The organism is Streptomyces hydrogenans (assembly GCF_014656075.1).
GTDB lineage: Bacteria > Actinomycetota > Actinomycetes > Streptomycetales > Streptomycetaceae > Streptomyces > Streptomyces hydrogenans.
Genome location: NZ_BNBS01000087.1, coordinates 1 through 22,296, shown reverse-complemented (window position 1 = coordinate 22,296; position 22,296 = coordinate 1). Strand labels below are relative to the sequence as shown.

The window sequence follows — 22,296 nt, the reverse complement described above, 5'->3', positions numbered from 1 at the left end:
GGGGCTCGGGAAGGGCCGTACATGATCCGTACCAGCCGTACCAGGCGCGGCCGCGGCCGCGCGAGGACCGCTCTCGGGTCCCGGCTCCGGGGGACCGCCCCGCTCGCCCTGCCGGTCGGCTGGGGCGCCGTGGCGGTGGCCTGGAAGTTCGGCTGTCCGCTGGCCCGGCAGCCGGGGCTGCCGATGCGGATCGCGACCAGCATCGTCTTCCTGACCGTCGGCACCGGACTCGTCCTCGGGGTGCGGCGGCGGCTGCGCCGTGAGCTGGCCCGGGTGCGGGCCGTCGCCGAGGCGACCCAGCAGGTGCTGCTGCGCCCGCCGCCCGCCCGCCTCGACGGACTCGCCCTGGCGGCCGGGCAGTTGTCGGCCACCCGCGGCGCCACGGTGGGCGGTGATCTGTACGAGGCGGTGGCGACGCCGTACGGGGTGCGGATCGTGATCGGGGACGTGCGGGGCCACGGCCTGGCCGCGCTGGGCGCCGTCGTCGCGGTGCTGGGGAGCTTCCGGGAGGCCGCGCACGACGAGGCCGAACTGGGCGGGGTGCTGCGGAGGCTGGAGCGGGCGCTGCAACGGCACCTGCGGGAGCGGGCGCGCGACGAGCACCCGGCGCGCGGCCGGGGCGCGCCCGAGCACCCGGTGGCCGAGGAGTTCGTGACGCTGCTGCTTCTGGAGGTCCGCCCCGACGGGAGGCTCGCCGTCCTCGACTGCGGCCATCCCGCCCCGTACCGGCTGGGGCCGCGCATGGAGCGGCTGCCGGTCGGCGAGCCGCTGCCGCCGCTCGGCGTGCTGCCGCTGCCGGCCGCGCTCGTGCCGTACACCGGCGCCCGGCTGCTGCCCGGCGAGACGCTGGTGCTGCACACCGACGGGGCGGAGGAGGCCCGCGACCACCGGGGCCGCTTCTTCGGTCTGGAGGCGGCGCTCGCCCGAGCCGCCGGCGGGTCGCCCGAGGGGGTCGTCCGCCAGGTGCGGGACGAGCTGCTGCGGCACACCGGCGGCCGTCTCGACGACGACGTGGCGCTGCTCGTCGTCCGCAACGACCGCGTCCGCGTGCCGGCGCAGCCCGCCGAACCCGGGCTGCGCCGTCCCCGGCCCGCTCCCTCCACCCACTGCTGAGCGGAGGGTCCGGGGGTACGGGCGCCGCCCGCCCCGCCACGGAGTGTCGGGCAGATCGGCGGGGCGGGCGGCGCGGACCGGGCGGCCGCACTGTACGAGGGGGAGCCGGCGGCCCGGTCGGTCCTCGCCGTCCGGCGAGGAGGAGCCCAGTCAATCGCCACGGCCCCGTCGGCGGCAGCGCGCGCGGACCGGAAGAACGGGTACTTCATTCACACCCCGTGCGAAAACGCACCGGGCGAATTCGGCCACCGCTACGCTGAGTTCACCGAGCGACCGGAGGGGCCATGCAGCCCAACACCCTGCTCGACGCCCTCCTGGACGAGGCGGGCGTCTCGCACGCCGGGCTCGCCGACCGTGTGAACCGGGCCGGACGGGCCAGGGGACTTGCCCTGCGTTACGAACACACCGCCGTGGCGCGGTGGTTGAAGGGGCAGCGGCCGCGCGGCCAGGTGCCCGACCTGATCTGTGAGGTGCTCGCGGCCCGGCTGCGCCGGCCCGTGACCCTCGACGACATCGGGCTCGGCGTGCCCGGCGGCGGGCCGCCCGCGCCCGGCAGCCCGCTCTCCGGCTTCGTCGACCGGGCCACCGCCCTGTGGCGCTCGGACGAGCAGCAGCGCCCGTACCTGGTGAGCGCGCCGGCGGTGACCGGCACGCCCGCGGTGATCCCGGTGTGGGAGTGGGAGAACCCGCCGGAGGACACCGACGTCTCCCGGTCCGGTCTGACCCGGGTGGAGCCCGCCGACATCGCCCTGCTCAGCGCGGCCCGCGCGCACTACGAGCAGATGTACCGCAAGGCCGGGGGCATCGCGACCCGCGGCCGGATCGTCGGCTTCCTCACCACGGAGGCCGCGCCCCGGCTGCGCGGCTCCTACAGCGACGCCCTGGGGCGCTCCCTGCACCGGGCCACCGGGGGACTGGTGGCGGTGGCCGGGATCTGCGCCTACGACGCGGACGCGCACGGGCTCGCGCAGCGCTACTTCCAGCAGGCGCTGCGGCTGGCGAAGGCCAGCGGGGACCGGGCGTTCGGCGCCTATGTGATCGCGCTGATGGTCAACCAGTGTCTGCTGCTGGGGGAGTTCCGGCAGGCGGTGGCCTTCGCGGAGGCGGCGCTGCGGGCGGCGGACGGGACCATCACCCCGGCGCTCGCGGCGGATCTGACGGCGATGCAGGCGAAGGCGTACGCCCGGCTCGGTGACGGGGCGGCGGCGCTCGACTGCATCCTGCGGGCCGAGCACGCGGCGGAGCGGATCGCGCCGGCGGCGGAGCCGGCCGAGACGGGGTACGTCCAGCCCGGGCTCGTCAACGTACAGGTCGCGGAGGCCCTCCTCAGTCTGGGTGATCTCGCGGGGGCGTACGAGCACGCGGCGCGGGCGGTCGGGACGCCCTCGCACGACCGGGGCCGGGTGCACCGGCTGGCGCTGCTCTGCCAGGTCGAGCTGCGGCAGGGCGAGGCGGACTCGGCGGCGCGGACGGCGGTGGAGATGACCGAGCGGGCGCGCGGGATGGAGTCGCGGCGGCTGCGGGACCGGCTGCTCCAGGCCCGGGAGCACCTGCTGGCCAGTGACGCGGGGGACGCGAGGGAGGCGGCGGCACTGATCGACGGGGCGCTGCGCGTTCCGCTCTGACCGTTCAGCTGCTGCGATATTGCCACCGAACACGCACCTACCAGTCGGAAGGTGGCAAGAACGTGCAGTGGACGAAACTAAGTGAGCGCTCCGTCTATGAAAACCGTTGGTTCCGGGTGAACCTCGCGGACGTCGAACTCCCGGACGGCCGCCACCTCGACCACTATCTGATCCGGCTCCGGCCCGTCGCCGTCGCGACCGTCGTCAACGACGCCGACGAGGTCCTGATGCTCTGGCGCCACCGCTTCATCACCGACAGCTGGGGCTGGGAGCTGGCCGCCGGCGTCGTCGAGGACGGCGAGACCCCCGAGGCCGCCGCCGCCCGCGAGATGGAGGAGGAGACCGGCTGGCGGCCGGGCCCGCTGCGCCACCTCCTCACCGTCGAGCCCTCGAACGGGCTCAGCGACGCCCGGCACCACCTCTACTGGGCGGACCGGGCCACCTGGACCGGCCCGCCGGTCGACGGCTTCGAGTCCTCGCGGCGCGCCTGGCTGCCGCTCAAGGAGGTCCCGGAGCTGATCGCCCGGGGCGAGATCCCGGCGGCCAACATGGCGGCCGGCCTGCTGATGCTCCACCACCTGCGGCTCGGCTGACCGCCGCCGGGAAAGACGGAACGGCCCGTACCTGTGCGGGGGTACGAGCCGTTCCTGCCGCGGAGAGCGACATTCGGGGGACGCCCGGAGGCGTCGGGGGGACGCCGGGGCGTCAGGGGTAGACGTAGAAGCCGGAGCCCGTCTTGCGGCCCAGCCGGCCCGCGTCGACCATCCGCTGGAGCAGCGGGGGAGCGGCGTACAGGGGCTCCTTGAACTCGGAGTACATCGAGTCGGCGATCGAGGCGATCGTGTCGAGGCCGATCAGGTCCGCGAGCTTCAGCGGGCCCATCGGGTGGGCGCAGCCGTACTCCATGCCGTTGTCGATGTCCTCGCGGCTCGCGATGCCGGACTCGAACATCCGGATCGCGGAGAGCAGGTACGGCACGAGCAGGGCGTTCACGACGAAGCCCGAGCGGTCCTGGGCACGGATCGCGTGCTTGCCGAGCAGCTTCTCGGCGAAGCCCTGCGCGCGGCTGATCGTGCCCTCGGAGGTGGTGAGGGCCGGGATCAGCTCGACGAGCTTCTGCACCGGGGCCGGGTTGAAGAAGTGGATGCCGATGACGTGGTCGGGGCGGGAGGTCGCCACGGCCAGCTTCACCAGCGGGATGGAGGAGGTGTTCGAGGCCAGGATGGCGTCGGGCCGGGTCAGGACCTGGTCGAGCACCTGGAAGATCTCGGTCTTGACCTGCTCGTTCTCGACGACGGCCTCGATGACGAGGTCGCGGTCGGCGAACTCGCCGAGGTCGGTCGTGAAGGAGAGGTTCGCGAGCGCCGCGTCCCGCTCCTCCTCGCTGATCTTGCCGCGTTCGGCGGCCTTGGTCAGCGAGTTCAGCAGCCGGGTGCGGCCGATCTCCAGCGCCTCGCCGGTGGTCTCGGCGACCTTCACCTCGAGACCGCTCCGGGCACACACCTCTGCGATGCCCGCGCCCATCTGGCCGCAGCCCACCACTCCGACGCGCTCAATGTCGGCCATGGAGTCCGTCACCTCGTGCCTTTCGCTCTTCTCTGGCGGCGGGCCCCCGTGTGATTCCGGTGCGCACGCCTCGACCCCATGACGTTACTCCGATTCGCGCGATGATCGATCGGTCGGAGGCGGGCATGCTGGGCGTGGGGGTGTGACGTGTCCGACAGCTGAGAGGTACAAGTGCGGCCTATCGGGAGAAGAGGGTTTGTGACGACCGCCACGGGAGCGGCATTCGCCGTCGTGGGGCCGGGCGTTCCGGGCGTCGCCGCGGAGCGCCGTCCGGGACGGGAGCGGGCGGCGCCGGAGGGCGGCTTCCGGGGCATGTGGGTGGCGACCGTCGCCAACCGCGACTGGCCGTCCCGCGCCGGCCTCACCGCCGCCGCGCAGCGGGCCGAGCTCCTGGCCCACCTGGACCGGGCGGTGGAGCGGCGGCTCAACGCGGTCGTCCTCCAGGTGCGCCCCTCCGCCGACGCCCTGTGGCCGTCGCCGTACGAGCCCTGGGCGCAGTGCCTCACCGGCACGCAGGGCCGGGACCCCGGCTGGGACCCGCTGGGCACCGCGGTCGCCGAGGCCCACGCGCGGGACCTGGAGCTGCACGCCTGGTTCAACCCGTACCGCGTGGCCTCTCACACGGACCCCGCCCGGCTCGCCGCGTCCCACCCGGCGCGGCTGCACCCGGAGTGGACCGTGCCCTACGGCGGGAAGCTGTACTACGACCCCGGGCGGCCCGAGGTCCGGCGCTTCGTCCAGGACGCGATGCTGGACGCGGTGCGCCGCTACGACCTCGACGCGGTGCACTGGGACGACTACTTCTACCCCTACCCGGTGGCCGGACAGAGCTTCGCGGACGACGCCTCGTACGCCGCCCACGGCGCGGACTTCCCCGACCGCGCGGACTGGCGGCGCCACAACACCGACCTGCTGGTCTCCGAGATGTCGGCCCGCATCGAGGAGGTCAGGCCCGGGGTGGCCTTCGGGATCAGCCCCTTCGGCGTGTGGCGCAACAAGGCCGACGACCCCGAGGGCTCGGACACCCGCGGCGGCGTGGCCACCTACGACGACCTGTACGCCGATACCCGCAAGTGGATCAAGGAGGGCTGGATCGACCACGTGGTGCCGCAGCTGTACTGGCACATCGGCCACCCCGCCACCGACTACGCCACGCTCCTCGACTGGTGGGACGCGGCGGTCCGGGACACCGGCGTCGGGCTCCACATCGGCGAGGCGCTCTACAAGGCGGGCGCCCCGGGCCAGCCCGCGGCCTGGCAGGACCCGAAGGAGCTGTCACGGCACCTCACGCTGGCCGCCCGGCGACCCGGCGTCGGCGGGCACTGCTACTTCGCGGCGAAGGAGGTCGCCGAGGACCGCAACGGCGCGCTCGCCGCCGTCGTGGCCGACCACTACCCGACCCGGGCCCGCACGCCGCGAGCCCGGCGCGGCGCTCCCTAGCCCCGCTCTCCGCGGTGACGGACGACGGTGTCGGGGCCGGGCGACATCAGGGCCTCGTGACCGTCGTCGTCGAACTTGACCTTGTACGGGGGAGTGCCGTTCTCCCCCAGCACCTGAAGGACCTGGGCCGTACGGTCGTGCTGACCTACGGTCCGGCCGTGCACCAGCAGCTTGTCGCCCACACTCGCCTGCATCGGGGACCTCCTCGCGCGCGTAGGGCCTCTGTCTGCCATTGTGACCCCGGTCACGGGGGCCCGTCGCGCCGACCGGCCCCCGCGCCGGCCGCGCTTCAGCTCTTCGCGCGCTGGGTCACCGCGATGCAGACCAGCACGCCGACCGCCGCCACGGGCGCGGCCGGCGGCAGGGACTCGCCGAGCAGGAAGACCGACCAGAAGAGGGTGAGGAGCGGCTGGGCGAGCTGGAGCTGGCTGGCGCGCGGGATGCCGATCGCGGCCATGCCGCGGTACCAGACGTACAGGCCGAAGAAGGTGGAGCCGGCCGCCACCCAGAGCAGGCCGACGACGCCGTGGGCGGTCAGGCGCACCGGTTCGAGGGCGAGCGCCACCGCCGCGGCGGGGACCATGAGCGGCAGGCAGAACACCAGCGCCCAGCCGATCACCTGCCAGCCCGGCATCTCCCGGGCGAGCCGGCCGCCCTCGGTGTAGCCCGCGGCGCAGACCAGGAGCGCGCCGAAGAGGTAGAGGTCGCCCGTGGAGAGCGCCCCGCCGCTCTGCTGGACGGTGAAGGCGATGACGACGGCCGCGCCGGCGACGGCCGCGAGCCAGAAGGTGCGGGACGGCCGGCGGCCGGTGCGCACGGCGGCGAAGGCGGCCGTGGCGAGCGGCAGCAGGCCCACGACGACGGCGGCGTGCGAGGTCGTGGAGGTCTGCAGGGCGAGCGTGGTCAGCAGCGGGAAGCCCACCACCACACCGCCCGCGACCACCGCGAGCCCGGCCCGGTGGCGCCGCTCCGGCAGCGCCGCGCGGCCGCCGAGCAGGAAGGCCCCGGCGATCAGGGCGGCGAGCGTGGAGCGGACGGCCACCAGCGACCAGGGGCCGAAGCTCTCCAGGCCCCACACCGTCGACGGGAAGGTCAGCGAGAAGGAGACGACGCCGAGCAGGGCGAGCAGGGTTCCCTGGGCGCCGGGGGCCTCGGCCCGCGCGGGAGCGCTTCCGGCCGTCGTGCCGATCGCTATCGTCATCGGAGTAGTAGCGCTATTCTGTGCTCTCATGCATGAGCGTAGCAGCGTGGCTGAACTGGCGAAAACCCTGAAAGCGGAGCTCGACCGCTACTCTCCGGGTGGAAAGCTGCCGTCGAGTCGGGCCCTCGTCGAGCGCTACCGCGTCTCCCCGGTGACCGTCACCCGCGCCCTCGCCCGGCTCGCCGCCGAGGGCCTCGTCGTCACTCGCCCCGGCGCCGGGGCCTTCCGTGCCGAGACTCCCGCCCCCGCCGCCACCGGCGACACCTCCTGGCAGGAGCTGGCCCTCAGCGCCGACGGCGCCACCGAACTCGTGCCCCGCGCCGTCGACGCCTCCGGCGTCCTCGTCACCCTCGCCGCGCCCCCGCCGGGCGTCGTCGAGTTCAACGGCGGCTACCTCCACCCCTCCCTCCAGCCCGAGCGGGCCCTGTCCGCCGCCCTCGCCCGGGCCGGCCGCCGCCCCGGCGCCTGGGGCCGGCCGCCCACCGACGGCCTCACCGAACTCCGCGAGTGGTTCGCCCGCGAGATCGGCGGCGGCGTCACCGGCGCCGAGGTCCTCATCACCGCCGGCGGACAGTCCGCCCTCACCACCGCCCTGCGCGCCCTCGCCGCGCCCGGCACCCCCGTGCTCGTCGAGTCGCCCACCTACCCCGGCATGCTGGCCGTCGCCCGCGCCGCCGGACTGCGCCCGGTGCCCGTCCCCACCGACGCCGACGGCATCCGCCCCGACCTCCTCGAAGCCGCCTTCCGCGCCACCGGCGCCCGCGTCCTCGTCTGCCAGCCGCTCTTCCAGAACCCCACCGGCGCCCTGCTCCCGCCGGACCGCCGCCGCGAGGTCGTCCGCATCGCCCGCGCCGCCGGGGCCTTCGTCGTCGAGGACGACTTCGCCCGCAGGCTCGTCCACGAGGACGCCGGACCGCTGCCCGCGCCGCTCGCCGCCGACGACCCGGACGGCGTCGTCGTGCACGTCTGCTCACTCACCAAGATCACCTCGGCGAGCCTCCGCGTCGGCGCCCTCGCCGCCCGCGGCCCCGTCCTCGAACGCCTCCGCGCGATCCAGGTCGTCGACAGCTTCTTCGTCCCCCGCCCCCTCCAGGAGGCCGCCCTGGAACTCGTCGGCGCCCCCGCCTGGTCCCGGCACCTGCGGACCGTCTCGCAGGAGCTCAGGGCCCGCCGCGACACCCTCGCCGCCGCCGTCGCCCTCCGGCTCCCCGAACTCGCCCTGCCCCAGCTCCCCTCCGGCGGCCACCACCTCTGGCTCCGCCTCCCCGACACCCTCCCCGAGCCCGCGCTGCTCGCCGCCGCCCTCCGCGCCGGCGTCGCCGTCGCCCCCGGCCGCCCCTACTTCTGCGCCGAACCGCCCGCCGGCCACATCCGGCTGAGTTTCGCGGGTGTGGCCGGACCCACGGAGATCGCCGAGGGCGTCCGCAGGCTCCGGACGGCCGTGGACGAACTCCTTCCGTGATCCCGGGCGGGCCGGCGCGGCGGCCGGGGGCGTCCGCGGCGCCCCGGAAAACCCACCTGACACATGCCGGAGCCGCTGGCATCCTGCGCCCATGAGCAAGACCACCACCTCCGTACCCGCCGCCCGCCCCGCCGTCCCGCACGGGGCGTACGAGATCTCGGCCGACCCGGCCCGCCTCGACCCCGCCCGGATCCACCACTGGCTCTCCACCGACGCCTACTGGGCCCTCGGCCGACCTCGGGAGACGCAGGACCGGGCCATCGCCGACTCGCTCAACTTCGGCGCCTACCACCGCGACACCGGCGAGATCGCCGCCTACGCGCGCGTGGTCACCGACCGCGCCACCTTCGCCTGGCTCTGCGACGTCTACGTCGACCGGCCGGCCCGTGGCACCGGCCTCGGCACCGCCCTCGTCGCCGCCGTCCGCGACCACCTGGAGCCGTACGGGCTCCGCCGGATCGTGCTCGCCACCGCCGACGCGCACGGCGTCTACGAGAAGGTCGGATTCACGCCACTGCAGAATCCGGGCAAGTGGATGGTTCTCGGACAGCAGTGAACCGGGGCCTCCCGGTGCCCCGCGCCCGCCCCTTGACCCGGGGCCCCACCGGCCTCACGATCGCGCCCATGGGTCTTCGGGTCACGCTGGTCGCGGCGGCGCGCAGTTCCTCCCTGCTCGCCGAACGCTTCGACGACGACCGGCCGCTCGACGAGGCCGGCTGGTACGAGGTGCAGCAGGCCGCGCCCGCGCTCCTGCCGCTCGGCGCGGCCGACCTCCGCTACTGCTCCCCGACGCGGCGCAGCCGCGCCACCGGCACCGCCCTCGGCTACGCCCCGCTCGCGCAGCCCGCCCTGCGCGACTGCGACATGGGCCGCTGGCGCGGACTCACCCTCGCCGAGGTGGCCGCCCTCGAACCGGCCGCCGTCGACGCCTGGCTGGCCGACGCCCGCTCCGCCCCGCACGGCGGCGAACCCCTCCTCGCCTTCATCTCCCGCATCGGCGGCTGGCTCGACACCCGCCCCGCCGACGACGTCACCGTCGTCGCCGTCGCCGAGCCCTCCGTCGTCCGCGCCGCCCTCGTCTACGCCCTCCGGGCCGCCCCCGCCACCTACTGGAGCGTCGACGTGCGCCCCCTGTCGACCGTCACCCTCATCGGCCGCCCAGGCGCCTGGCACCTCCACCTGGACGCCCCGGCCCTCCGCTGAGGGGGCCGCGCCCCGGCCGGGCGGCGCGGCGTCCCGGCCCGTGCGGAGCGGCTAGCCTGGGGGCACGATGAACCGTTTGACCACGCCATGGGGCGACGTCACGCTCACCCGCCACCCCGAGGACCCGCGCGATCCGCTGCGCGCCTGGGACGCGGCCGACGAGTACCTGCTGCACCACCTGGCCGAGACCGGCACCGACCTCTCCGGCACCGTCGCCGTCCTCGGCGACCGCTGGGGCGCCCTCGTCACCGCGCTGCGGGCCGCCGGGGCCGGGGACCTCGTCCAGATCTCCGACTCGTACCTGGGGCGCGAGGCCACCCGGACCAACCTCGCGCGCTCCGGGGCAGCCGACGGCGCCGTCCGGCTGCTCACCACCCAGGACCCGCCGCCCGCGCGGATCGACGTCCTCCTCGTCCGCGTCCCCAAGAGCCTCGCGCTGCTGGAGGACCAGCTGCACCGGCTGGCCCCCGCCGTCCACGAGGGCACGGTGATCGTCGGCACCGGCATGGTCAAGGAGATCCACACCTCGACCCTGACCCTCTTCGAGCGGATCCTCGGCCCCACCCGCACCTCGCTCGCGGTGAAGAAGGCCCGGCTGATCCACACCACCCCCGACCCGGCCGCCACGCCCGGGCCGAACCCGTGGCCGTACCGCTACGACCTCCCCGCCGACACCCCCGCGCCCGGGCTCGCCGGCCGCACGGTCGCCAACCAGGCGGGCGTCTTCTGCGCCGACCGCCTCGACATCGGCACCCGCTTCCTCCTCGGCCACCTGCCGAGGGACCTCGGCCACGCCCGCGTCGCCGACCTCGGCTGCGGCAACGGCGTCGTGGGCCTCGCCGTCGCCCTCGCCGAGCCGGACGCCGAACTGCTCTTCACCGACGAGTCGTACCAGGCGGTCGCCTCGGCCGAGGAGAACTTCCGCACCCACGCGGGGGAGGGCCGGAAGGCGGAGTTCACCGTCGCCGACGGGCTCGGGGACGTCCCCGAGGGCACCCTCGACCTCGTCCTCAACAACCCGCCGTTCCACAGCCACCAGGCCACCACGGACCGCACCGCCCGCCGGATGTTCTCCGACGCGCGCCGGGCGCTGGCGCCCGGCGGCGAACTGTGGGTCGTCGGCAACCGCCACCTCGGCTACCACGTGAGCCTCCGCCGCATCTTCGGCAACAGCGAACTGGTCGCGAGCGACCCGAAGTTCGTGGTGCTGCGCGCGGTACGGCGCTGACGCCTCACGCCTCGGGGAAGACCAGGTCCAGGGCCCGGACGCGCTCCTCGCCGGTCGTGACGTCGACGCCGACGATCCGGTCCCGGCGGAACGCGAACGCCAGCGCCGCGACCGGCCGTCCGGCTTCGGACGCCACCACCCCGACGGCGCCGTCCACCAGCGCGGGCCGGACCAGCGCGCCCGGGCGCGCCGGCGCCGCCGCCGCGACGGCCATGGCGGCGGCCCCGTGCACCGGCCCCCGCTCCCCGTGGAGGACCGCCTCCGGATCGAGGAGTACGGAGAGGGCGGCGGCGTCCCGCGCGCGTGCGGCCGCCAGGAAGGCGTCCACCAGCCGTCGCCCCCGGGCCGCCTCAGGCGCCGCGCCTCCGCCGCGCAGCCGCTCCCGCGCCCACCGGGCCCGCCGGGCGGCCTCGGCCGCGGAGCCGCCCATGACCCGGGCGGCCTCGCCGGGCGCCAGCCCGAAGACGTCATGAAGGAGATACGCGACCCGCTCGCGGGACCCGAGCCGGGCGAGCACGGCGAGAAACCCCAGCAGCACGGCGTCGTCCGGACCGTCGTACGACAGCTCGCCCCCGCTCCCGCCGCGGTCGGCCCCTGCGTCGCTGCCGGCCCCGCTCCCGCGGTCGGCCCCGGAGCCGCGATCGTGCCCGCTCCCGCCCTCCCCGCGCGCCGGCCCGGCGCCCTCGCGGCACGCGCGGATCACCAGGGCCGTCAGCCAGAGCCCCGCCAGGCCCGGCGCGTCCGTGCCGAGGCCGTCCCTGACCCGGGCGAGGACGGCCTCCGCCTCGCGTTCCGCCCCGCCGCCCAGGAGCCGGAGGGCCAGCCCGCGCAGCCGCTCCTCGTCGGCGTCGAACCGCGCGGCCAGCGCGGTCACCACAGCGTCGTCGTGCATGGGGCCTCGATTCTCGTCAGGTGCCGTCACCGGACTGACGGTCCGCCGCCCGCCGTTGTGACGCCGCCCCGGAGCTTCGTCAGCAGCAGGCAGACGGCCGCGACCCCCACGTGCGAGACCCGGTGCCCCACGACGTCCTCCGCCGCCTCCGGGGCGCCGGCGACCCGACAGGGCCGGGTCGTGAACAGTTCCGGCGGGGGACCGCGGCCGCGTGCGTCCGGCCGCCCGGTCGCTCAGCCGTTCAGGAGCTGCCGGGCGAGCGTCCGGCGTGCGTCGCCGAGCTCCGCGTCGACGCGCGCGGCCCGTTCGGCGTCCAGCGCGATCCGGGGCTCGTGGGAGGCGCGGGCGGTCAGCAGCCGGTGCCGCAGGTGGGTGGGCGGGTGGGTGCTGTCGACGCTGTGGCCGCGCAGTTCGGCGACCCGGCGCAGCCGCTCGTACTCGGTCGCGGGGACGGCGGCGGCCTGCGCGGCGAGCCGTCGCCACAGGCCCTCGGCCGCGTCCCCGGACCGGTCGCCGCCCCGTCGGGTGCGGGCCGCGACCGCCTCCCGGCGCAGCATGCCGGTCAGGGTGCCGGCGCAGAGCAGCCGGTCCATCAGCGCGGCGGCGGCCTCCGAGCCGGCGGCCCGGGCGGCGGCCTCGTCGGCCAGGTACTCGGCGCGCTGCGAGCCCCGCAGGGTGAGGTGGTCCAGCAGGCCCGCGACCCCGTCGACGGCCGCCCGGGGGAGGGCGGTGGCGAGGTTCATCAGGTCGTCGAGGAGCGACGTGGACTCCTGCGGGGCCAGCGTGTAGGACCAGGTGTCCAGCGACTGGAAGGCGGTGGCGACGACGAGGCCGTGCCGGGTGTCCCCGTGCGCGTAGTGCCCGAACTCGTGGCCGAGGAGGGCGATCCGCTCCTGCGGGGAGAGCGTCTCCCAGAGGCCGAGGCCCACGGTCAGGACGCGTCGCTGCCGCACCCCGTAGGTGCGGACGGAGGCGTTGACGGCGGTGTCGACGACGACGGCCTCGACGCCCGTGGTGCCGACCGTCGAGGCGACCTCGTCGAGGAGGCCGAAGAGCTCCGGCGCGTCCGGACGCCGCAGCACGGGCAGGTCGGCGGCGGCCTTCCGGAGGCTGCCGAAGCGGGGGCGGAGCACCACGGCGAGGAGGACCGGGATCGCGCCGAGCACGGGAACGAGGCCCGTGCCGGCGAGGATCATCGCGAGGCCGGCCGCGAGGAGGGCGACGGTGAGGCCGTGCACGGCCAGGGCGAGGCAGCCGGCCAGCCGTCCGGAGCGGCCGCGCCCGGTCGGGGCGGTGGCGTCGTCGCCGGCCGCGGTGAGGTCGGCGAAGAGCTGCTCCCCGTACCGGCGGGCGAGCCGCCGCCGGACCCGCTCGATCCGGCCGCTCGGTTCCTCCTCGGCGTCGGCGCCGGGATCGGTGTTCCAGCCGCAGCCGGAGCACCAGGCGACGTGGACGCCGCCGCCGGTCAGGGTGGCTCCGCAGTCGGGGCAGGCGGGCCGGCCGGGGCCGGCCGGCCGTCCCGCGTCGATGGTCTCGGTCAAGGTGGTACCCCCCACCGGGGGCAGGCGCCGACGGCGCCTCGCCCCCCTTGTCTCTCATGGTGTCGCCGCTCCGCGTCTTCCTGACGTGTTCCTGTCGTTCACGGGGGCGGCGGACGCACTTTAGGCCATGGGCGGGGGGTGGGTTCGCGCCGGTCTCGCGGAGCGGAGGGGGCGGTCAGTCCCCGGCGATCGGCGCGGTCAGGGCCGCGAGTTCCCTGTCGGCGCGTTCCGTGACGAGGGCGAGGACGCGGCCGGCGGCGGCCAGGTCGTCGGCGGGGATGTCGCCCCAGATGCGGGCGGAGAGGGGGGCGGCCTCGGCGGTGACGGTGGCGAGGAGCGCGCTGCCCGCCTCGGTGGGGAGCAGGTGGGGGCCGTCCGCGAGGAGCAGCTCCCGTGCGCGCAGCGCGTCGAGGGCGGCGTGGGCGTCGGCGGGGGCGGTCTTGAGGGTGGCGCCGATCCGGGCGACGAGCGCGTCGGGGGTCAGCGGGCCCTCGGCGGTCACCGCCGTGCGCAGGGCGACCTGCTGGGTGAAGGTGACGCCGTGCCGGGCCAGGACGTGCTCCAGGACGCCGCGGGCGGCGTAGTGGGCGAGGCCGAGGACGCGGGCGTCGGCGGGTGCCGCGGTGGTGGTCATGATGTTTCCCCCTGGGTGTGCGGGTCGGTGGTCGGTTCGGCGGCCGTGGGAGGGGTCGTGCCTCCGGGCCGGGGAGCGGTGGGAGCGAGCGGTACGTCGAGCAGGGTCGTCAGTTCCTCGGTGAAGGCGCGGGTGCGGGCGGCGTCCAGTCCGCCCAGCGGCTCCAGGAGCTGCTGGAGCAGGTCCTGCACCACGTCGACGGCCTGCCGGGCGACGGCCGCCCCCTGCTCCGTGAGGGCGAGCCGTACGGCGCGCGGGTCGCGCGGGTCGCGGGTGCGTTCGATGAGCCCGGCCGACTCCAGGGAGCGGGCCAGCTTGGAGACGTAGAGCGCCTCCATGCCGGTGTGGTCGGCGAGCTGCCGCTGGCTGGGCCGCTCGCCGGTGCGCCGCATGCCGTGCAGCGAGGCGACCAGCGAGTACTGCGCGTGCGTGAGGCCCAGCGGAGCCACCGCGCGGTCGACGGCGACCCGCCACTTGTTGGCGAGCCGCCACACCAGAAAGCCGGGCGTGGGACCCGGGGAACCCTTGCTCATGCCAGATACCGTACATGGCTACTATGTACATGGCTACTAAATTCCCCACCGACCGCGACCGCCCCCGCCGCGCCCCCTCTCCGGCGGCACCGGGTGCGCCCCGCCGTCCCGCGCCGCACCCTGGGGAGTGAACCCTCATGCCTCTCGTTGCATAAAACTACGACGCCACGTATAGTCATGCCATCCATGAGGAGGGTTTTCGATGACGGTACGAGCAGCAGTCGCGGGCGCGAGCGGATACGCGGGCGGGGAACTCCTGCGCCTGCTCCTCGCCCACCCCCAGGTCGAGATCGGCACCCTGACCGGCCACTCCAACGCCGGGCAGCGGCTCGGCGGCCTCCAGCCGCACCTGCTGCCGCTCGCCGACCGCGTCCTCGCGCCCACCACCGCCGAGGAGCTCGCCGGCCACGACGTCGTCTTCCTCGCCCTCCCGCACGGCCAGTCCGCCGCTGTCGCCGAACAGCTCGGCGACGACGTCCTCGTCGTCGACATGGGCGCCGACTTCCGGCTGAAGGACCCGGCCGACTGGGAGACGTACTACGGCTCCCCGCACGCCGGCACCTGGCCCTACGGCCTCCCCGAACTGCCGGGCGCCCGCGCCGCGCTGGAGGGGTCCAAGCGCATCGCGGTGCCCGGTTGCTACCCCACCGCCGTCTCGCTCGCCCTCTTCCCGGCGTACGGCGCCTCCCTCGCCGAGCCCGAGGCCGTGATCGTCGCCGCCTCCGGCACCTCCGGCGCGGGCAAGGCCCTCAAGCCGCACCTCCTCGGCAGCGAGGTGATGGGCAACATGACCCCGTACGGCGTCGGCGGCGGCCACCGGCACACCCCCGAGATGATCCAGAACCTCTCGGGCCCGGCCGGCGAGCGGGTCACCGTCTCCTTCACGCCCACCCTGGCGCCGATGCCCCGCGGCATCCTCGCCACCTGCACCGCCGCCGCGAAGCCGGGCGTCACCGCCGAGGCCGTCCGCGCCGCCTACGAGAAGGCCTACGCGGACGAGCCGTTCGTCCACCTCCTCCCCGAGGGACAGTGGCCCGCCACGGCGTCCGTCCACGGTTCCAACGCCGTTCACATCCAGGTCGCGTACGACGCGAACGCGCACCGGATCATCGCCATCAGCGCCATCGACAACCTCACCAAGGGCACCGCCGGCGGCGCGGTGCAGAGCATGAACATCGCCCTCGGCCTTCCCGAGGACACCGGACTCTCCACGATTGGAGTCGCTCCATGAGCGTCACCGCAGCGCAGGGATTCACGGCGGCGGGCATCGCCGCCGGGATCAAGTCGAACGGCAACCCGGACCTGGCCCTCGTGGTCAACACCGGGCCGCGCCGCGCCGCCGCGGGAGTCTTCACGTCCAACCGCGTCAAGGCCGCCCCGGTCGTCTGGTCCCAGCAGGTCCTCGCCGACGGCGAGCTGACCGCGGTCGTCCTCAACTCCGGCGGCGCCAACGCCTGCACCGGCCCCCAGGGCTTCCAGGACACCCACGCCACCGCCGAGAAGGTCGCCGAGGTCCTCAGCGCCCGGGGCGCCGAGGTCGGCGCCGGCGAGGTCGCCGTCGCCTCCACCGGCCTCATCGGCGTCCTCCTCCCGATGGACAAGCTGCTCCCCGGCGTCGAGACGGCCGCCGCCGAACTCTCCGCGCACGGCGGGGAGAAGGCCGCCATCGCCATCAAGACCACCGACACCGTCCACAAGACGGCCGTCGCCGCCAAGGACGGCTGGACGGTCGGCGGCATGGCCAAGGGCGCGGGCATGCTCGCCCCCGGCCTCGCCACCATGCTCGTCGTCCTCACCACCGACGCCGACGTCGACGCGAAGGGCCTCGACGCGGCCCTGCGGACCGCCACCCGGCTCACCTTCGACCGGGTCGACTCCGACGGCTGCATGTCCACCAACGACACCGTCCTCCTCCTGGCCTCCGGCGCCTCCGGCGCCACCCCCGCCCAGGACGACTTCGCCGAGGCCGTCCGGGAGGTCTGCGCCGACCTCGCCCGCCAGCTCATCGGCGACGCCGAGGGCGCCAGCAAGGACATCCGCATCGAGGTGATCAACGCGGCCACCGAGGACGACGCCGTCGAGGTCGGCCGCTCCATCGCCCGCAACAACCTCCTCAAGTGCGCCATCCACGGCGAGGACCCCAACTGGGGCCGGGTGCTCTCCGCCATCGGCACCACCTCCGCCGCCTTCGAGCCCGACGAGCTGAACGTCGCCATCAACGGCGTCTGGGTCTGTAAGAACGGCTCCGTCGGCGAGGACCGTGACCTGGTCGACATGCGCTTCCGGGAGGTCGTCGTCACCGCCGACCTGGCCGCCGGCTCCGAGTCCGCGGTCATCTGGGCCAACGACCTGACCGCCGACTACGTCCACGAGAACAGCGCGTACTCGTCATGACCAACGCCACGCGGAAGCACACCGCCCTCCCGAAGGCCCAGACGTTGATCGAGGCGCTGCCCTGGCTCACCCGCCACCACGGCAAGACCGTCGTCATCAAGTTCGGCGGCAACGCCATGATCGACGAGGACCTGAAGGCCGCCTTCGCCCAGGACGTCGTCTTCCTGCGCCACGCCGGCCTCAAGCCGGTCGTCGTGCACGGCGGCGGCCCCCAGATCAGCGCCGCCCTGGACCGGCACGGCATCGTCAGCGAGTTCAAGGCCGGCCTGCGGGTCACCACCGAGGACGCCATGGACGTCGTGCGGATGGTGCTCGCCGGCCAGGTCCAGCGCGAGCTCGTCGGGCTGCTCAACCAGCACGGCCCGCTCGCCGTCGGCCTCACGGGCGAGGACGCCCACACCATCACCGCCGTCAAGCACCGGCCGGAGATCGACGGCGAGCGCGTCGACATCGGCCGGGTCGGCGAGATCACCGCCATCGACACCGGCGCCATCCAGGCGCTCCTGGAGGACGGCCGCATCCCGGTCGTCTCCTCCATCGCCCGCTCCCAGGACGACGGACATGTCTACAACGTCAATGCTGATACGGCGGCTGCGGCACTCGCTGCGGCGCTGGGCGCCGAGACCCTGATGGTCCTGACCGACGTCGAGGGCCTCTACGAGGACTGGCCGAACAGCGACGAGGTCATCAGCCGGCTCACCGCCAGCCAGCTGGAGAAGCTGCTGCCCGAGCTGTCCAGCGGCATGGTCCCCAAGATGGAGGGCTGCCTGCACGCCGTGCGCAACGGCGTCACCACCGCCCGCGTGATCGACGGGCGCGTCCAGCACTCGATCCTGCTGGAGATCTTCACCGACGAGGGCATCGGCACGATGGTCGTGCCGGACGGACAGGGGGAACCGTGAGCAACGAACAGCTGACCGGGCGGTGGCAGGGCTCGCTCATGAACAACTACGGCACCCCGCGCCTGCCCCTCGTCCGCGGCGAGGGCGCCAAGGTCTGGGACGCCGACGGCAAGGAGTACCTGGACTTCGTCGGCGGCATCGCCGTCAACGCCCTCGGCCACGCCCACCCGGCCGTCGTCGAGGCCGTCACCCACCAGATCCAGAGCCTCGGCCACGTCTCCAACCTCTTCGTCGCCGAACCGCCCGTCGCCCTCGCCGAGCGGCTCCTGGCGCTCTTCGACCGCCCCGGCAAGGTCTTCTTCTGCAATTCCGGCGCCGAGGCCAACGAGGCCGCGTTCAAGATCGGCCGGCTCACCGGCCGGACCCACATGGTCGCCACCGACGGCGGCTTCCACGGCCGCACCATGGGCTCCCTCGCCCTCACCGGCCAGCCCGGCAAGCAGACCCCCTTCCTGCCGCTGCCCGGTGACGTCACCCACGTCCCGTACGGCGACGTGGAGGCGCTGCGCGCCGTCGTCACCGAGGAGACGGCCTTCGTCATCATCGAGCCCGTCCAGGGCGAGAACGGCGTCGTCGTCCCGCCGGCCGGCTACCTCAAGGCCGCCCGCGAGATCACCCGCGCCACCGGCACCCTCCTCGTCCTCGACGAGGTCCAGACCGGCATCGGCCGCTGCGGCCACTGGTTCGAGCACCAGGCCCACGAGGGCGTCGACCCCGACGTCGTCACCCTCGCCAAGGGGCTGGGCGGCGGCCTGCCGCTCGGCGCCACCGTCGCCTTCGGCGCGGCCGCCGACCTCTTCGCCCCCGGCCACCACGGCACCACCTTCGGCGGCAACCCGGTCGCCTGCGCCGCCGGCCTCGCCGTCCTGGACACCCTCGCCGCCGACGCCGCCCTCGACCACGTCAAGGCCGTCGGCGAGCGGCTGCGCTCCGGAATCGAGGGCCTCGGCCACCCGCTGGTCTCCCATGTCCGTGGCGCGGGCCTCCTGCTGGGTATCGTGCTCACCGAGCCCCTCGCGCCCCAGGTGCAGCAGGCGGCTCAGGACGCCGGCCTCCTGGTGAACGCGCCCGCCCCCGACGTCGTACGGATCATGCCTCCGCTGGTCCTCACCGACGCCGAGGCGGACGCCTTCCTCCGGGCCCTCCCGGCCGTCCTGGAGAAGGCGCACGAGGCGAACGGGCAAGGACGAACCGGAGAATGAGGCGACGATGACCGACGCGCAGGGGAACGAGCACGGAGGGCCGTCGGTCCCGCAGACCCGCACCGCACGCCACCGCAGGATCGTCGACATCCTCAACCGGCAGCCGGTGCGGTCGCAGAGCCAGCTCGCCAAGCTCCTCGCGGACGACGGGCTGAGCGTCACCCAGGCGACGCTCTCCCGCGACCTCGACGAGCTCGGCGCGGTGAAGATCCGCAACACCGGCGGCGAGCTGATCTACGCGGTCCCCAGCGAGGGCGGCTTCCGCACCCCGCAGGCCCCGCTCGGCGAGTCCGCCAAGGAGGAGCGCATGCGCCGCCTCTCCGGCGAACTCCTCATCTCCGCCGAGGCGTCCGCCAACCTGGTGGTGCTGCGGACCCCGCCGGGCGCCGCCCAGTTCCTCGCGTCCGCCATCGACCAGGCCGAACTCCGCGCCATCCTCGGCACCATCGCGGGCGACGACACCCTCCTGCTCATCTCCCGCGACCCCACGGGCGGCCAGGCCCTCGCCGACCACCTGCTGCGCCTCGCGCAGAAGGGGAACTGAACCCCGGTCAGTAGCGCAGGATCGCCGTCGGCCCCCGCCGGGTGCCGACGGCGATGTGCGGGCGCCGGGCCGGATCGGCCCAGGCCAGGATCGCCCGCATCGCGTCCGCGGCGACCGACACGCAACCCGCCGTCGCGCCGCGCCCGTTGACGTGCAGGAAGATCCCGGCGCCCCGCATCCGCACCGGGCGGGCGTAGTTGAAGCCGATGACGAGCGCGTGGGCGTACTGCGTCCGGTAGGCGACGAGGTGCTCGGCCTCGCCGGCGCGGCAGTCCGCCGGCAGTCCCTCGACCCACCGGTTGTACGCGCGGGAGTCGTTGTCCTGGCACCACCAGGAGTCCCGGGTGGCACGGACGTACCGGTAGCGGGTCCCGGCCGGGGCGGGCCGGACGCCGAAGGCGTAGGGCAGGTCGAAGAGGCCGGTCGGCGTGGTGTTCGTGCCCTGCCGCCGGGTGGCGCCGTCCGCCAGCCCCTTCGCGCCGAACCGGGCCGGCGCCGATCCCGCCCGCACCCACCGCCCGCCCCGCCGGTCCCACCAGGTGAGGGTCCCGGTGGTGGCGGAGGCGTCGGCGGCCACGGCGGTGATCAGCTGGGAGCCGCCGCCGGTGTCCGCCATCCGCGCGGGCAGCGGTGCCGGCGGGGGCGTCGGCGCGGAGGCCAGGGAGAGCAGCGCGGCACCGGCCGCGAGGAGGATGCGCATGGCGGCGACGCTAGGCCGCCCCTCCGGCGAGGGCCAGGCTACTGCTCCGAGTGGGGGAGCGGCGGCAGCGGCAGCGGCAGCGCGGGCAGGCCGTCGATGCTGGTGGCGATGTGCTCCTTGCCCTCGCAGTACGTGTTGAACTCCTCGTCCGTCTTCCGGTTGAAGAAGTCGGCGTGCAGCGAGCGCTCCTCCCGGTACTCCATGACGGGCACCGCGAAGCCGCAGGAGTCGCTGATCCGCAGGGCGTGCACGAGGACGATCGCCCGCGCGCTGATCTGGTCCTTCACCGCCTCCTCGGGGAAGCGGGCGAAGAGTTCGGGCCAGCGCGGGTCGTCCCGCAGCACCGTCTCGCCCCGGCCGTGCACCCGCACCACGGTCGGCGGCCCGGAGAAGGAGGTCCACATGAGCGTGATCCGTCCGTTGCCCGGCTCCCGGAGGTGGGCGAGGGTCTCGGCGGTGCTCCCGCCGAAGTCGATGTAGGCGAGGGTCAGTTCGTCGAGGACGACGAGGGTCCCCCGCCGCCCCTTGGGCGAGAGGTTGACGTGCCCGTCGCCGGAGAGCGGGGCGGTGGCGGTGAAGTAGAGGGGCTGGTCCTCGATGAAGGTCCGCAGCCGCCCGTCGATACGCTCATACGTTTTTCCCATGCCCCCATTCTCCGCCCCCGGGGTACGGGGATCACCCGAACAGGGCCCGCTCGGCCGCCCGTACGACGACGGGCGCGGGATCGCCGGGCAGCACCGTCATCCGACCCAGCCGCACGGCGTCGAGCAGCCGCAGCCGCAGCCGCAGCCGCAGCCGCAGCCCGGCGACCGCCGACGCCCGCCTCCGCCCCCGCGGATGCGCCGTCGACTCCCGCAGCACCTCCGGCGCACGCGCGCGGACCGGCGCCACCCAGTCGGTCGTCCGCACCACGATCAGCGGCAGCAGTTCTGGCCGCTCCGCCGCGTACGGCAGCGTGGCCTCCCGGATCCGTCCGCCGGGATCGCACGGCGCGAGCGCGAGCCGCACCCGGTCGACGGCCCGGTCCCAGCGCCCCCGCCGGCCGGGGCCGTGGACCCCCGTGAGCCGGCCGTGCGCGGGGGCGTACGTCCCCCGCCGGACCGCCCGGCGCACGTCCTGGTCCAGGTCGGCCCAGGCCTTCGGCCGCGTCACGTCCGGGCACCGGTACAGGGGGAGCCCCCGTCCCGGCCCTCGGACCGCCGCCTGCCGTGCCACCGTCTCGTGCGTCATGCCGGGAGGGCGGACGTCCCCCCTCGGCCGCCGCCCGGGCTTTTCCGGCGCGGGCGGCGGGACGTGGGGCGTTCCGCCCACCAGACGGCGATCCGCTCGGCGTTCGCCTCGGCGAGGGCGCGGATGTCGTCCGCGTGGGGCTCCTCGGCGGCCTTGCGGTCCCACACCACCCGCAGGGCCTGCGCGCGGGCTGCGTCGCGGACCCCCGGCAGGGGGTCGTCCAGCAGGCGGAGCGCGTTGAGCAGGGAGGCGGGCTCGTAGCGGTGGCGGAGCAGCCGCGCGGCGAGCGTCCGCAGCGCGGGTGCCTCACGGGGGCCGGTGCAGGAGATCAGCCGCTCGGTGGAGGCCTGGCGCGAGCGGCGCCGCAGCGCCCGGCGCGCCGCGCGCGCCACCTCGGGCGCCGGGTCGGCGAGGTGCGGCAGGGCCCCGTCCCAGCCGAGTGCGTGGCGGTGCGAGAGGAGGGTCAGCGCCCGCGCCCGCACGCGCGCGTGCGGGCTGCCGAGGAGACCGCGCAGGGCCTCGGGGTCGTCCCGCAGGGCGCGCAGCACGACCGCGCCGACGCGGGGGTCCGGGTCGTCGGCCCAGGGTGCGAGCTCGGCGTCCTCCAGGGCCCCCAGCCGTCGCAGTCCGCCCAGCGCCCGGGCCCGTACGGCGCCGTCGGGGTGCCGGGCGAGCGTCCGGAGCAGGGGGGCGTCCTCGGTGTGGCCCTCCTCCGCGAGCCCGGCGACCGCCGGGGGCGTGACGGCCGCGGGGTCGGCGCAGAGCGCGCGCAGCCGGGCCCGCGGGTCGCCGCCGGCCTCCCGCAGGCCCTCCCGGGCGAGGCCGCGCACCCAGGGGGAGCGGTCCGTGAGGTGCGGTACGAGGAGGTCGGCCCGCCCCTCCGCCC

Annotated in this window: 23 protein-coding genes and 1 pseudogene; 13 read left to right on the top strand and 11 right to left on the bottom strand. The window is 75.3% G+C overall.

All coding sequences use genetic code 11. The annotated features are described in order from the left end of the window. Nucleotides 1-21: 21 nt before the first annotated feature. From IE321_RS29130 to IE321_RS29120, 3 genes are all read left to right on the top strand, one after another. Complete coding sequence (locus tag IE321_RS29130) at nt 22-1,113, top strand: PP2C family protein-serine/threonine phosphatase (RefSeq protein ID WP_190225117.1); 1,092 nt, start codon at nt 22-24, stop codon at nt 1,111-1,113. Nucleotides 1,114-1,397: 284 nt separating this feature from the next. Beyond that, nucleotides 1,398-2,738 carry an NsdA family TPR-like regulatory protein gene (locus IE321_RS29125; RefSeq protein ID WP_190225116.1) on the top strand — a complete coding sequence of 447 codons (1,341 nt, stop codon included), beginning with the start codon at nt 1,398-1,400 and terminating at the stop codon, nt 2,736-2,738. 62 nt (nt 2,739-2,800) lie between these two features. Beyond that, nucleotides 2,801-3,331 carry an NUDIX hydrolase gene (locus tag IE321_RS29120; RefSeq protein ID WP_043227980.1) on the top strand — a complete coding sequence of 177 codons (531 nt, stop codon included), beginning with the start codon at nt 2,801-2,803 and terminating at the stop codon, nt 3,329-3,331. A 112-nt stretch (nt 3,332-3,443) separates the two neighbouring features. Here IE321_RS29120 and IE321_RS29115 read toward each other — a convergent pair whose 3' ends face one another. Further along, complete coding sequence (locus IE321_RS29115; RefSeq protein ID WP_043227982.1) at nt 3,444-4,304, bottom strand: 3-hydroxybutyryl-CoA dehydrogenase; 861 nt, start codon at nt 4,302-4,304, stop codon at nt 3,444-3,446. Nucleotides 4,305-4,475: 171 nt separating this feature from the next. Here IE321_RS29115 and IE321_RS29110 point away from each other — a divergent pair, with 171 nt between their 5' ends. Further along, nucleotides 4,476-5,744 carry a glycoside hydrolase family 10-like protein gene (locus tag IE321_RS29110; protein WP_443732457.1) on the top strand — a complete coding sequence of 423 codons (1,269 nt, stop codon included), beginning with the start codon at nt 4,476-4,478 and terminating at the stop codon, nt 5,742-5,744. On the opposite strand, the gene IE321_RS29105 is transcribed toward IE321_RS29110, so the two are convergent. Beyond that, nucleotides 5,741-5,938 (bottom strand): DUF1918 domain-containing protein, encoded by a 198-nt coding sequence (locus IE321_RS29105; RefSeq protein ID WP_043227984.1) that lies wholly within the window; start codon nt 5,936-5,938, stop codon nt 5,741-5,743. The genes IE321_RS29110 and IE321_RS29105 overlap by 4 nt on opposite strands. Nucleotides 5,939-6,033: 95 nt before the next feature. Next, complete coding sequence (locus IE321_RS29100; protein ID WP_190225115.1) at nt 6,034-6,975, bottom strand: DMT family transporter; 942 nt, start codon at nt 6,973-6,975, stop codon at nt 6,034-6,036. On the opposite strand from IE321_RS29100, the gene IE321_RS29095 reads away from it, so the two are divergent. The 4 genes from IE321_RS29095 (at nt 6,974) to IE321_RS29080 (ending at nt 10,838) form a co-directional block, all read left to right on the top strand. Further along, nucleotides 6,974-8,407 carry an aminotransferase-like domain-containing protein gene (locus IE321_RS29095; protein WP_190225114.1) on the top strand — a complete coding sequence of 478 codons (1,434 nt, stop codon included), beginning with the start codon at nt 6,974-6,976 and terminating at the stop codon, nt 8,405-8,407. The two genes, IE321_RS29100 and IE321_RS29095, sit on opposite strands and share 2 nt — an antisense overlap. Nucleotides 8,408-8,498: 91 nt before the next feature. Then, nucleotides 8,499-8,963 (top strand): GNAT family N-acetyltransferase, encoded by a 465-nt coding sequence (locus IE321_RS29090; protein ID WP_190225113.1) that lies wholly within the window; start codon nt 8,499-8,501, stop codon nt 8,961-8,963. Between the two features lie 68 nt (nt 8,964-9,031). After that, complete coding sequence (locus IE321_RS29085) at nt 9,032-9,610, top strand: histidine phosphatase family protein (protein WP_043227989.1); 579 nt, start codon at nt 9,032-9,034, stop codon at nt 9,608-9,610. Nucleotides 9,611-9,677: 67 nt separating this feature from the next. After that, nucleotides 9,678-10,838, top strand: coding sequence for a methyltransferase (locus IE321_RS29080; RefSeq protein ID WP_190225112.1), 1,161 nt, complete (start codon nt 9,678-9,680; stop codon nt 10,836-10,838). A gap of 4 nt (nt 10,839-10,842) precedes the next feature. On the opposite strand, the gene IE321_RS29075 is transcribed toward IE321_RS29080, so the two are convergent. The 4 genes from IE321_RS29075 to IE321_RS29060 form a co-directional block, all read right to left on the bottom strand. After that, nucleotides 10,843-11,730: a sigma-70 family RNA polymerase sigma factor family protein gene (locus IE321_RS29075; protein ID WP_190225111.1), complete on the bottom strand. Its 888-nt coding sequence runs from the start codon at nt 11,728-11,730 to the stop codon at nt 10,843-10,845. Nucleotides 11,731-11,963: 233 nt separating this feature from the next. Beyond that, the gene (locus IE321_RS29070; protein WP_226651732.1) at nt 11,964-13,271 is read right to left on the bottom strand and encodes a M48 family metallopeptidase; all 1,308 of its coding nucleotides are present in this window, start codon (nt 13,269-13,271) and stop codon (nt 11,964-11,966) included. Between the two features lie 175 nt (nt 13,272-13,446). Beyond that, nucleotides 13,447-13,905: a MarR family transcriptional regulator gene (locus tag IE321_RS29065; protein ID WP_190225110.1), complete on the bottom strand. Its 459-nt coding sequence runs from the start codon at nt 13,903-13,905 to the stop codon at nt 13,447-13,449. Then, nucleotides 13,902-14,438, bottom strand: coding sequence for a MarR family winged helix-turn-helix transcriptional regulator (locus IE321_RS29060; RefSeq protein WP_190225109.1), 537 nt, complete (start codon nt 14,436-14,438; stop codon nt 13,902-13,904). The genes IE321_RS29065 and IE321_RS29060 overlap by 4 nt, the downstream gene beginning before the upstream one ends. A gap of 202 nt (nt 14,439-14,640) precedes the next feature. Between IE321_RS29060 and argC the strand changes: the two genes are divergently transcribed. From argC to IE321_RS29035, 5 genes are read left to right on the top strand one after another with little or no spacing between them, the layout of a single operon-like run. Further along, a complete protein-coding gene (gene argC / locus IE321_RS29055; RefSeq protein WP_043227994.1) occupies nt 14,641-15,669 on the top strand; it encodes an N-acetyl-gamma-glutamyl-phosphate reductase in 1,029 nt (342 codons plus the stop codon). Further along, nucleotides 15,666-16,832 (top strand): bifunctional glutamate N-acetyltransferase/amino-acid acetyltransferase ArgJ, encoded by a 1,167-nt coding sequence (argJ, locus tag IE321_RS29050; RefSeq protein WP_190225108.1) that lies wholly within the window; start codon nt 15,666-15,668, stop codon nt 16,830-16,832. Before argC ends, argJ begins: the two co-directional genes overlap by 4 nt. Beyond that, a complete protein-coding gene (gene argB / locus IE321_RS29045; protein ID WP_043227996.1) occupies nt 16,829-17,734 on the top strand; it encodes an acetylglutamate kinase in 906 nt (301 codons plus the stop codon). Before argJ ends, argB begins: the two co-directional genes overlap by 4 nt. Next, complete coding sequence (locus IE321_RS29040; protein WP_190225107.1) at nt 17,731-18,936, top strand: acetylornithine transaminase; 1,206 nt, start codon at nt 17,731-17,733, stop codon at nt 18,934-18,936. The genes argB and IE321_RS29040 overlap by 4 nt, the downstream gene beginning before the upstream one ends. 7 nt (nt 18,937-18,943) lie before the next feature. Then, complete coding sequence (locus tag IE321_RS29035) at nt 18,944-19,480, top strand: arginine repressor (RefSeq protein WP_043227998.1); 537 nt, start codon at nt 18,944-18,946, stop codon at nt 19,478-19,480. Nucleotides 19,481-19,487: 7 nt separating this feature from the next. Here IE321_RS29035 and IE321_RS29030 read toward each other — a convergent pair whose 3' ends face one another. The 4 genes and pseudogenes from IE321_RS29030 to IE321_RS29015 all read right to left on the bottom strand — a co-directional run. Next, complete coding sequence (locus tag IE321_RS29030) at nt 19,488-20,180, bottom strand: L,D-transpeptidase family protein (RefSeq protein ID WP_190225106.1); 693 nt, start codon at nt 20,178-20,180, stop codon at nt 19,488-19,490. A 38-nt stretch (nt 20,181-20,218) separates the two neighbouring features. Beyond that, on the bottom strand, nt 20,219-20,824 hold the full coding sequence (locus IE321_RS29025; RefSeq protein WP_043228000.1) for a pyridoxamine 5'-phosphate oxidase family protein: 606 nt from the start codon (nt 20,822-20,824) through the stop codon (nt 20,219-20,221). Between the two features lie 31 nt (nt 20,825-20,855). Continuing rightward, nucleotides 20,856-21,332: a hypothetical protein gene (locus IE321_RS29020; RefSeq protein ID WP_190225105.1), complete on the bottom strand. Its 477-nt coding sequence runs from the start codon at nt 21,330-21,332 to the stop codon at nt 20,856-20,858. Between the two features lie 74 nt (nt 21,333-21,406). After that, nucleotides 21,407-22,296, bottom strand: a pseudogene (locus IE321_RS29015) (hypothetical protein); the annotation flags it as partial.

What these genes read in the sequence shown, in the direction of transcription:
- IE321_RS29130 (WP_190225117.1), top strand. Translation starts at nt 22, where the DNA reads ATGATCCGTACCAGCCGTACCAGGCGCGGCCGCGGCCGCGCGAGGACC.
- IE321_RS29125 (WP_190225116.1), top strand. Translation starts at nt 1,398, where the DNA reads ATGCAGCCCAACACCCTGCTCGACGCCCTCCTGGACGAGGCGGGCGTC.
- IE321_RS29115 (WP_043227982.1), bottom strand. Translation starts at nt 4,304, where the DNA reads ATGGCCGACATTGAGCGCGTCGGAGTGGTGGGCTGCGGCCAGATGGGC.
- IE321_RS29105 (WP_043227984.1), bottom strand. Translation starts at nt 5,938, where the DNA reads ATGCAGGCGAGTGTGGGCGACAAGCTGCTGGTGCACGGCCGGACCGTA.
- IE321_RS29095 (WP_190225114.1), top strand. Translation starts at nt 6,974, where the DNA reads ATGCATGAGCGTAGCAGCGTGGCTGAACTGGCGAAAACCCTGAAAGCG.
- IE321_RS29100 (WP_190225115.1), bottom strand. Translation starts at nt 6,975, where the DNA reads ATGAGAGCACAGAATAGCGCTACTACTCCGATGACGATAGCGATCGGC.
- IE321_RS29090 (WP_190225113.1), top strand. Translation starts at nt 8,499, where the DNA reads ATGAGCAAGACCACCACCTCCGTACCCGCCGCCCGCCCCGCCGTCCCG.
- IE321_RS29085 (WP_043227989.1), top strand. Translation starts at nt 9,032, where the DNA reads ATGGGTCTTCGGGTCACGCTGGTCGCGGCGGCGCGCAGTTCCTCCCTG.
- IE321_RS29080 (WP_190225112.1), top strand. Translation starts at nt 9,678, where the DNA reads ATGAACCGTTTGACCACGCCATGGGGCGACGTCACGCTCACCCGCCAC.
- IE321_RS29075 (WP_190225111.1), bottom strand. Translation starts at nt 11,730, where the DNA reads ATGCACGACGACGCTGTGGTGACCGCGCTGGCCGCGCGGTTCGACGCC.
- IE321_RS29065 (WP_190225110.1), bottom strand. Translation starts at nt 13,905, where the DNA reads ATGACCACCACCGCGGCACCCGCCGACGCCCGCGTCCTCGGCCTCGCC.
- IE321_RS29060 (WP_190225109.1), bottom strand. Translation starts at nt 14,438, where the DNA reads ATGAGCAAGGGTTCCCCGGGTCCCACGCCCGGCTTTCTGGTGTGGCGG.
- argC (WP_043227994.1), top strand. Translation starts at nt 14,641, where the DNA reads ATGACGGTACGAGCAGCAGTCGCGGGCGCGAGCGGATACGCGGGCGGG.
- argJ (WP_190225108.1), top strand. Translation starts at nt 15,666, where the DNA reads ATGAGCGTCACCGCAGCGCAGGGATTCACGGCGGCGGGCATCGCCGCC.
- argB (WP_043227996.1), top strand. Translation starts at nt 16,829, where the DNA reads ATGACCAACGCCACGCGGAAGCACACCGCCCTCCCGAAGGCCCAGACG.
- IE321_RS29035 (WP_043227998.1), top strand. Translation starts at nt 18,944, where the DNA reads ATGACCGACGCGCAGGGGAACGAGCACGGAGGGCCGTCGGTCCCGCAG.
- IE321_RS29030 (WP_190225106.1), bottom strand. Translation starts at nt 20,180, where the DNA reads ATGCGCATCCTCCTCGCGGCCGGTGCCGCGCTGCTCTCCCTGGCCTCC.
- IE321_RS29025 (WP_043228000.1), bottom strand. Translation starts at nt 20,824, where the DNA reads ATGGGAAAAACGTATGAGCGTATCGACGGGCGGCTGCGGACCTTCATC.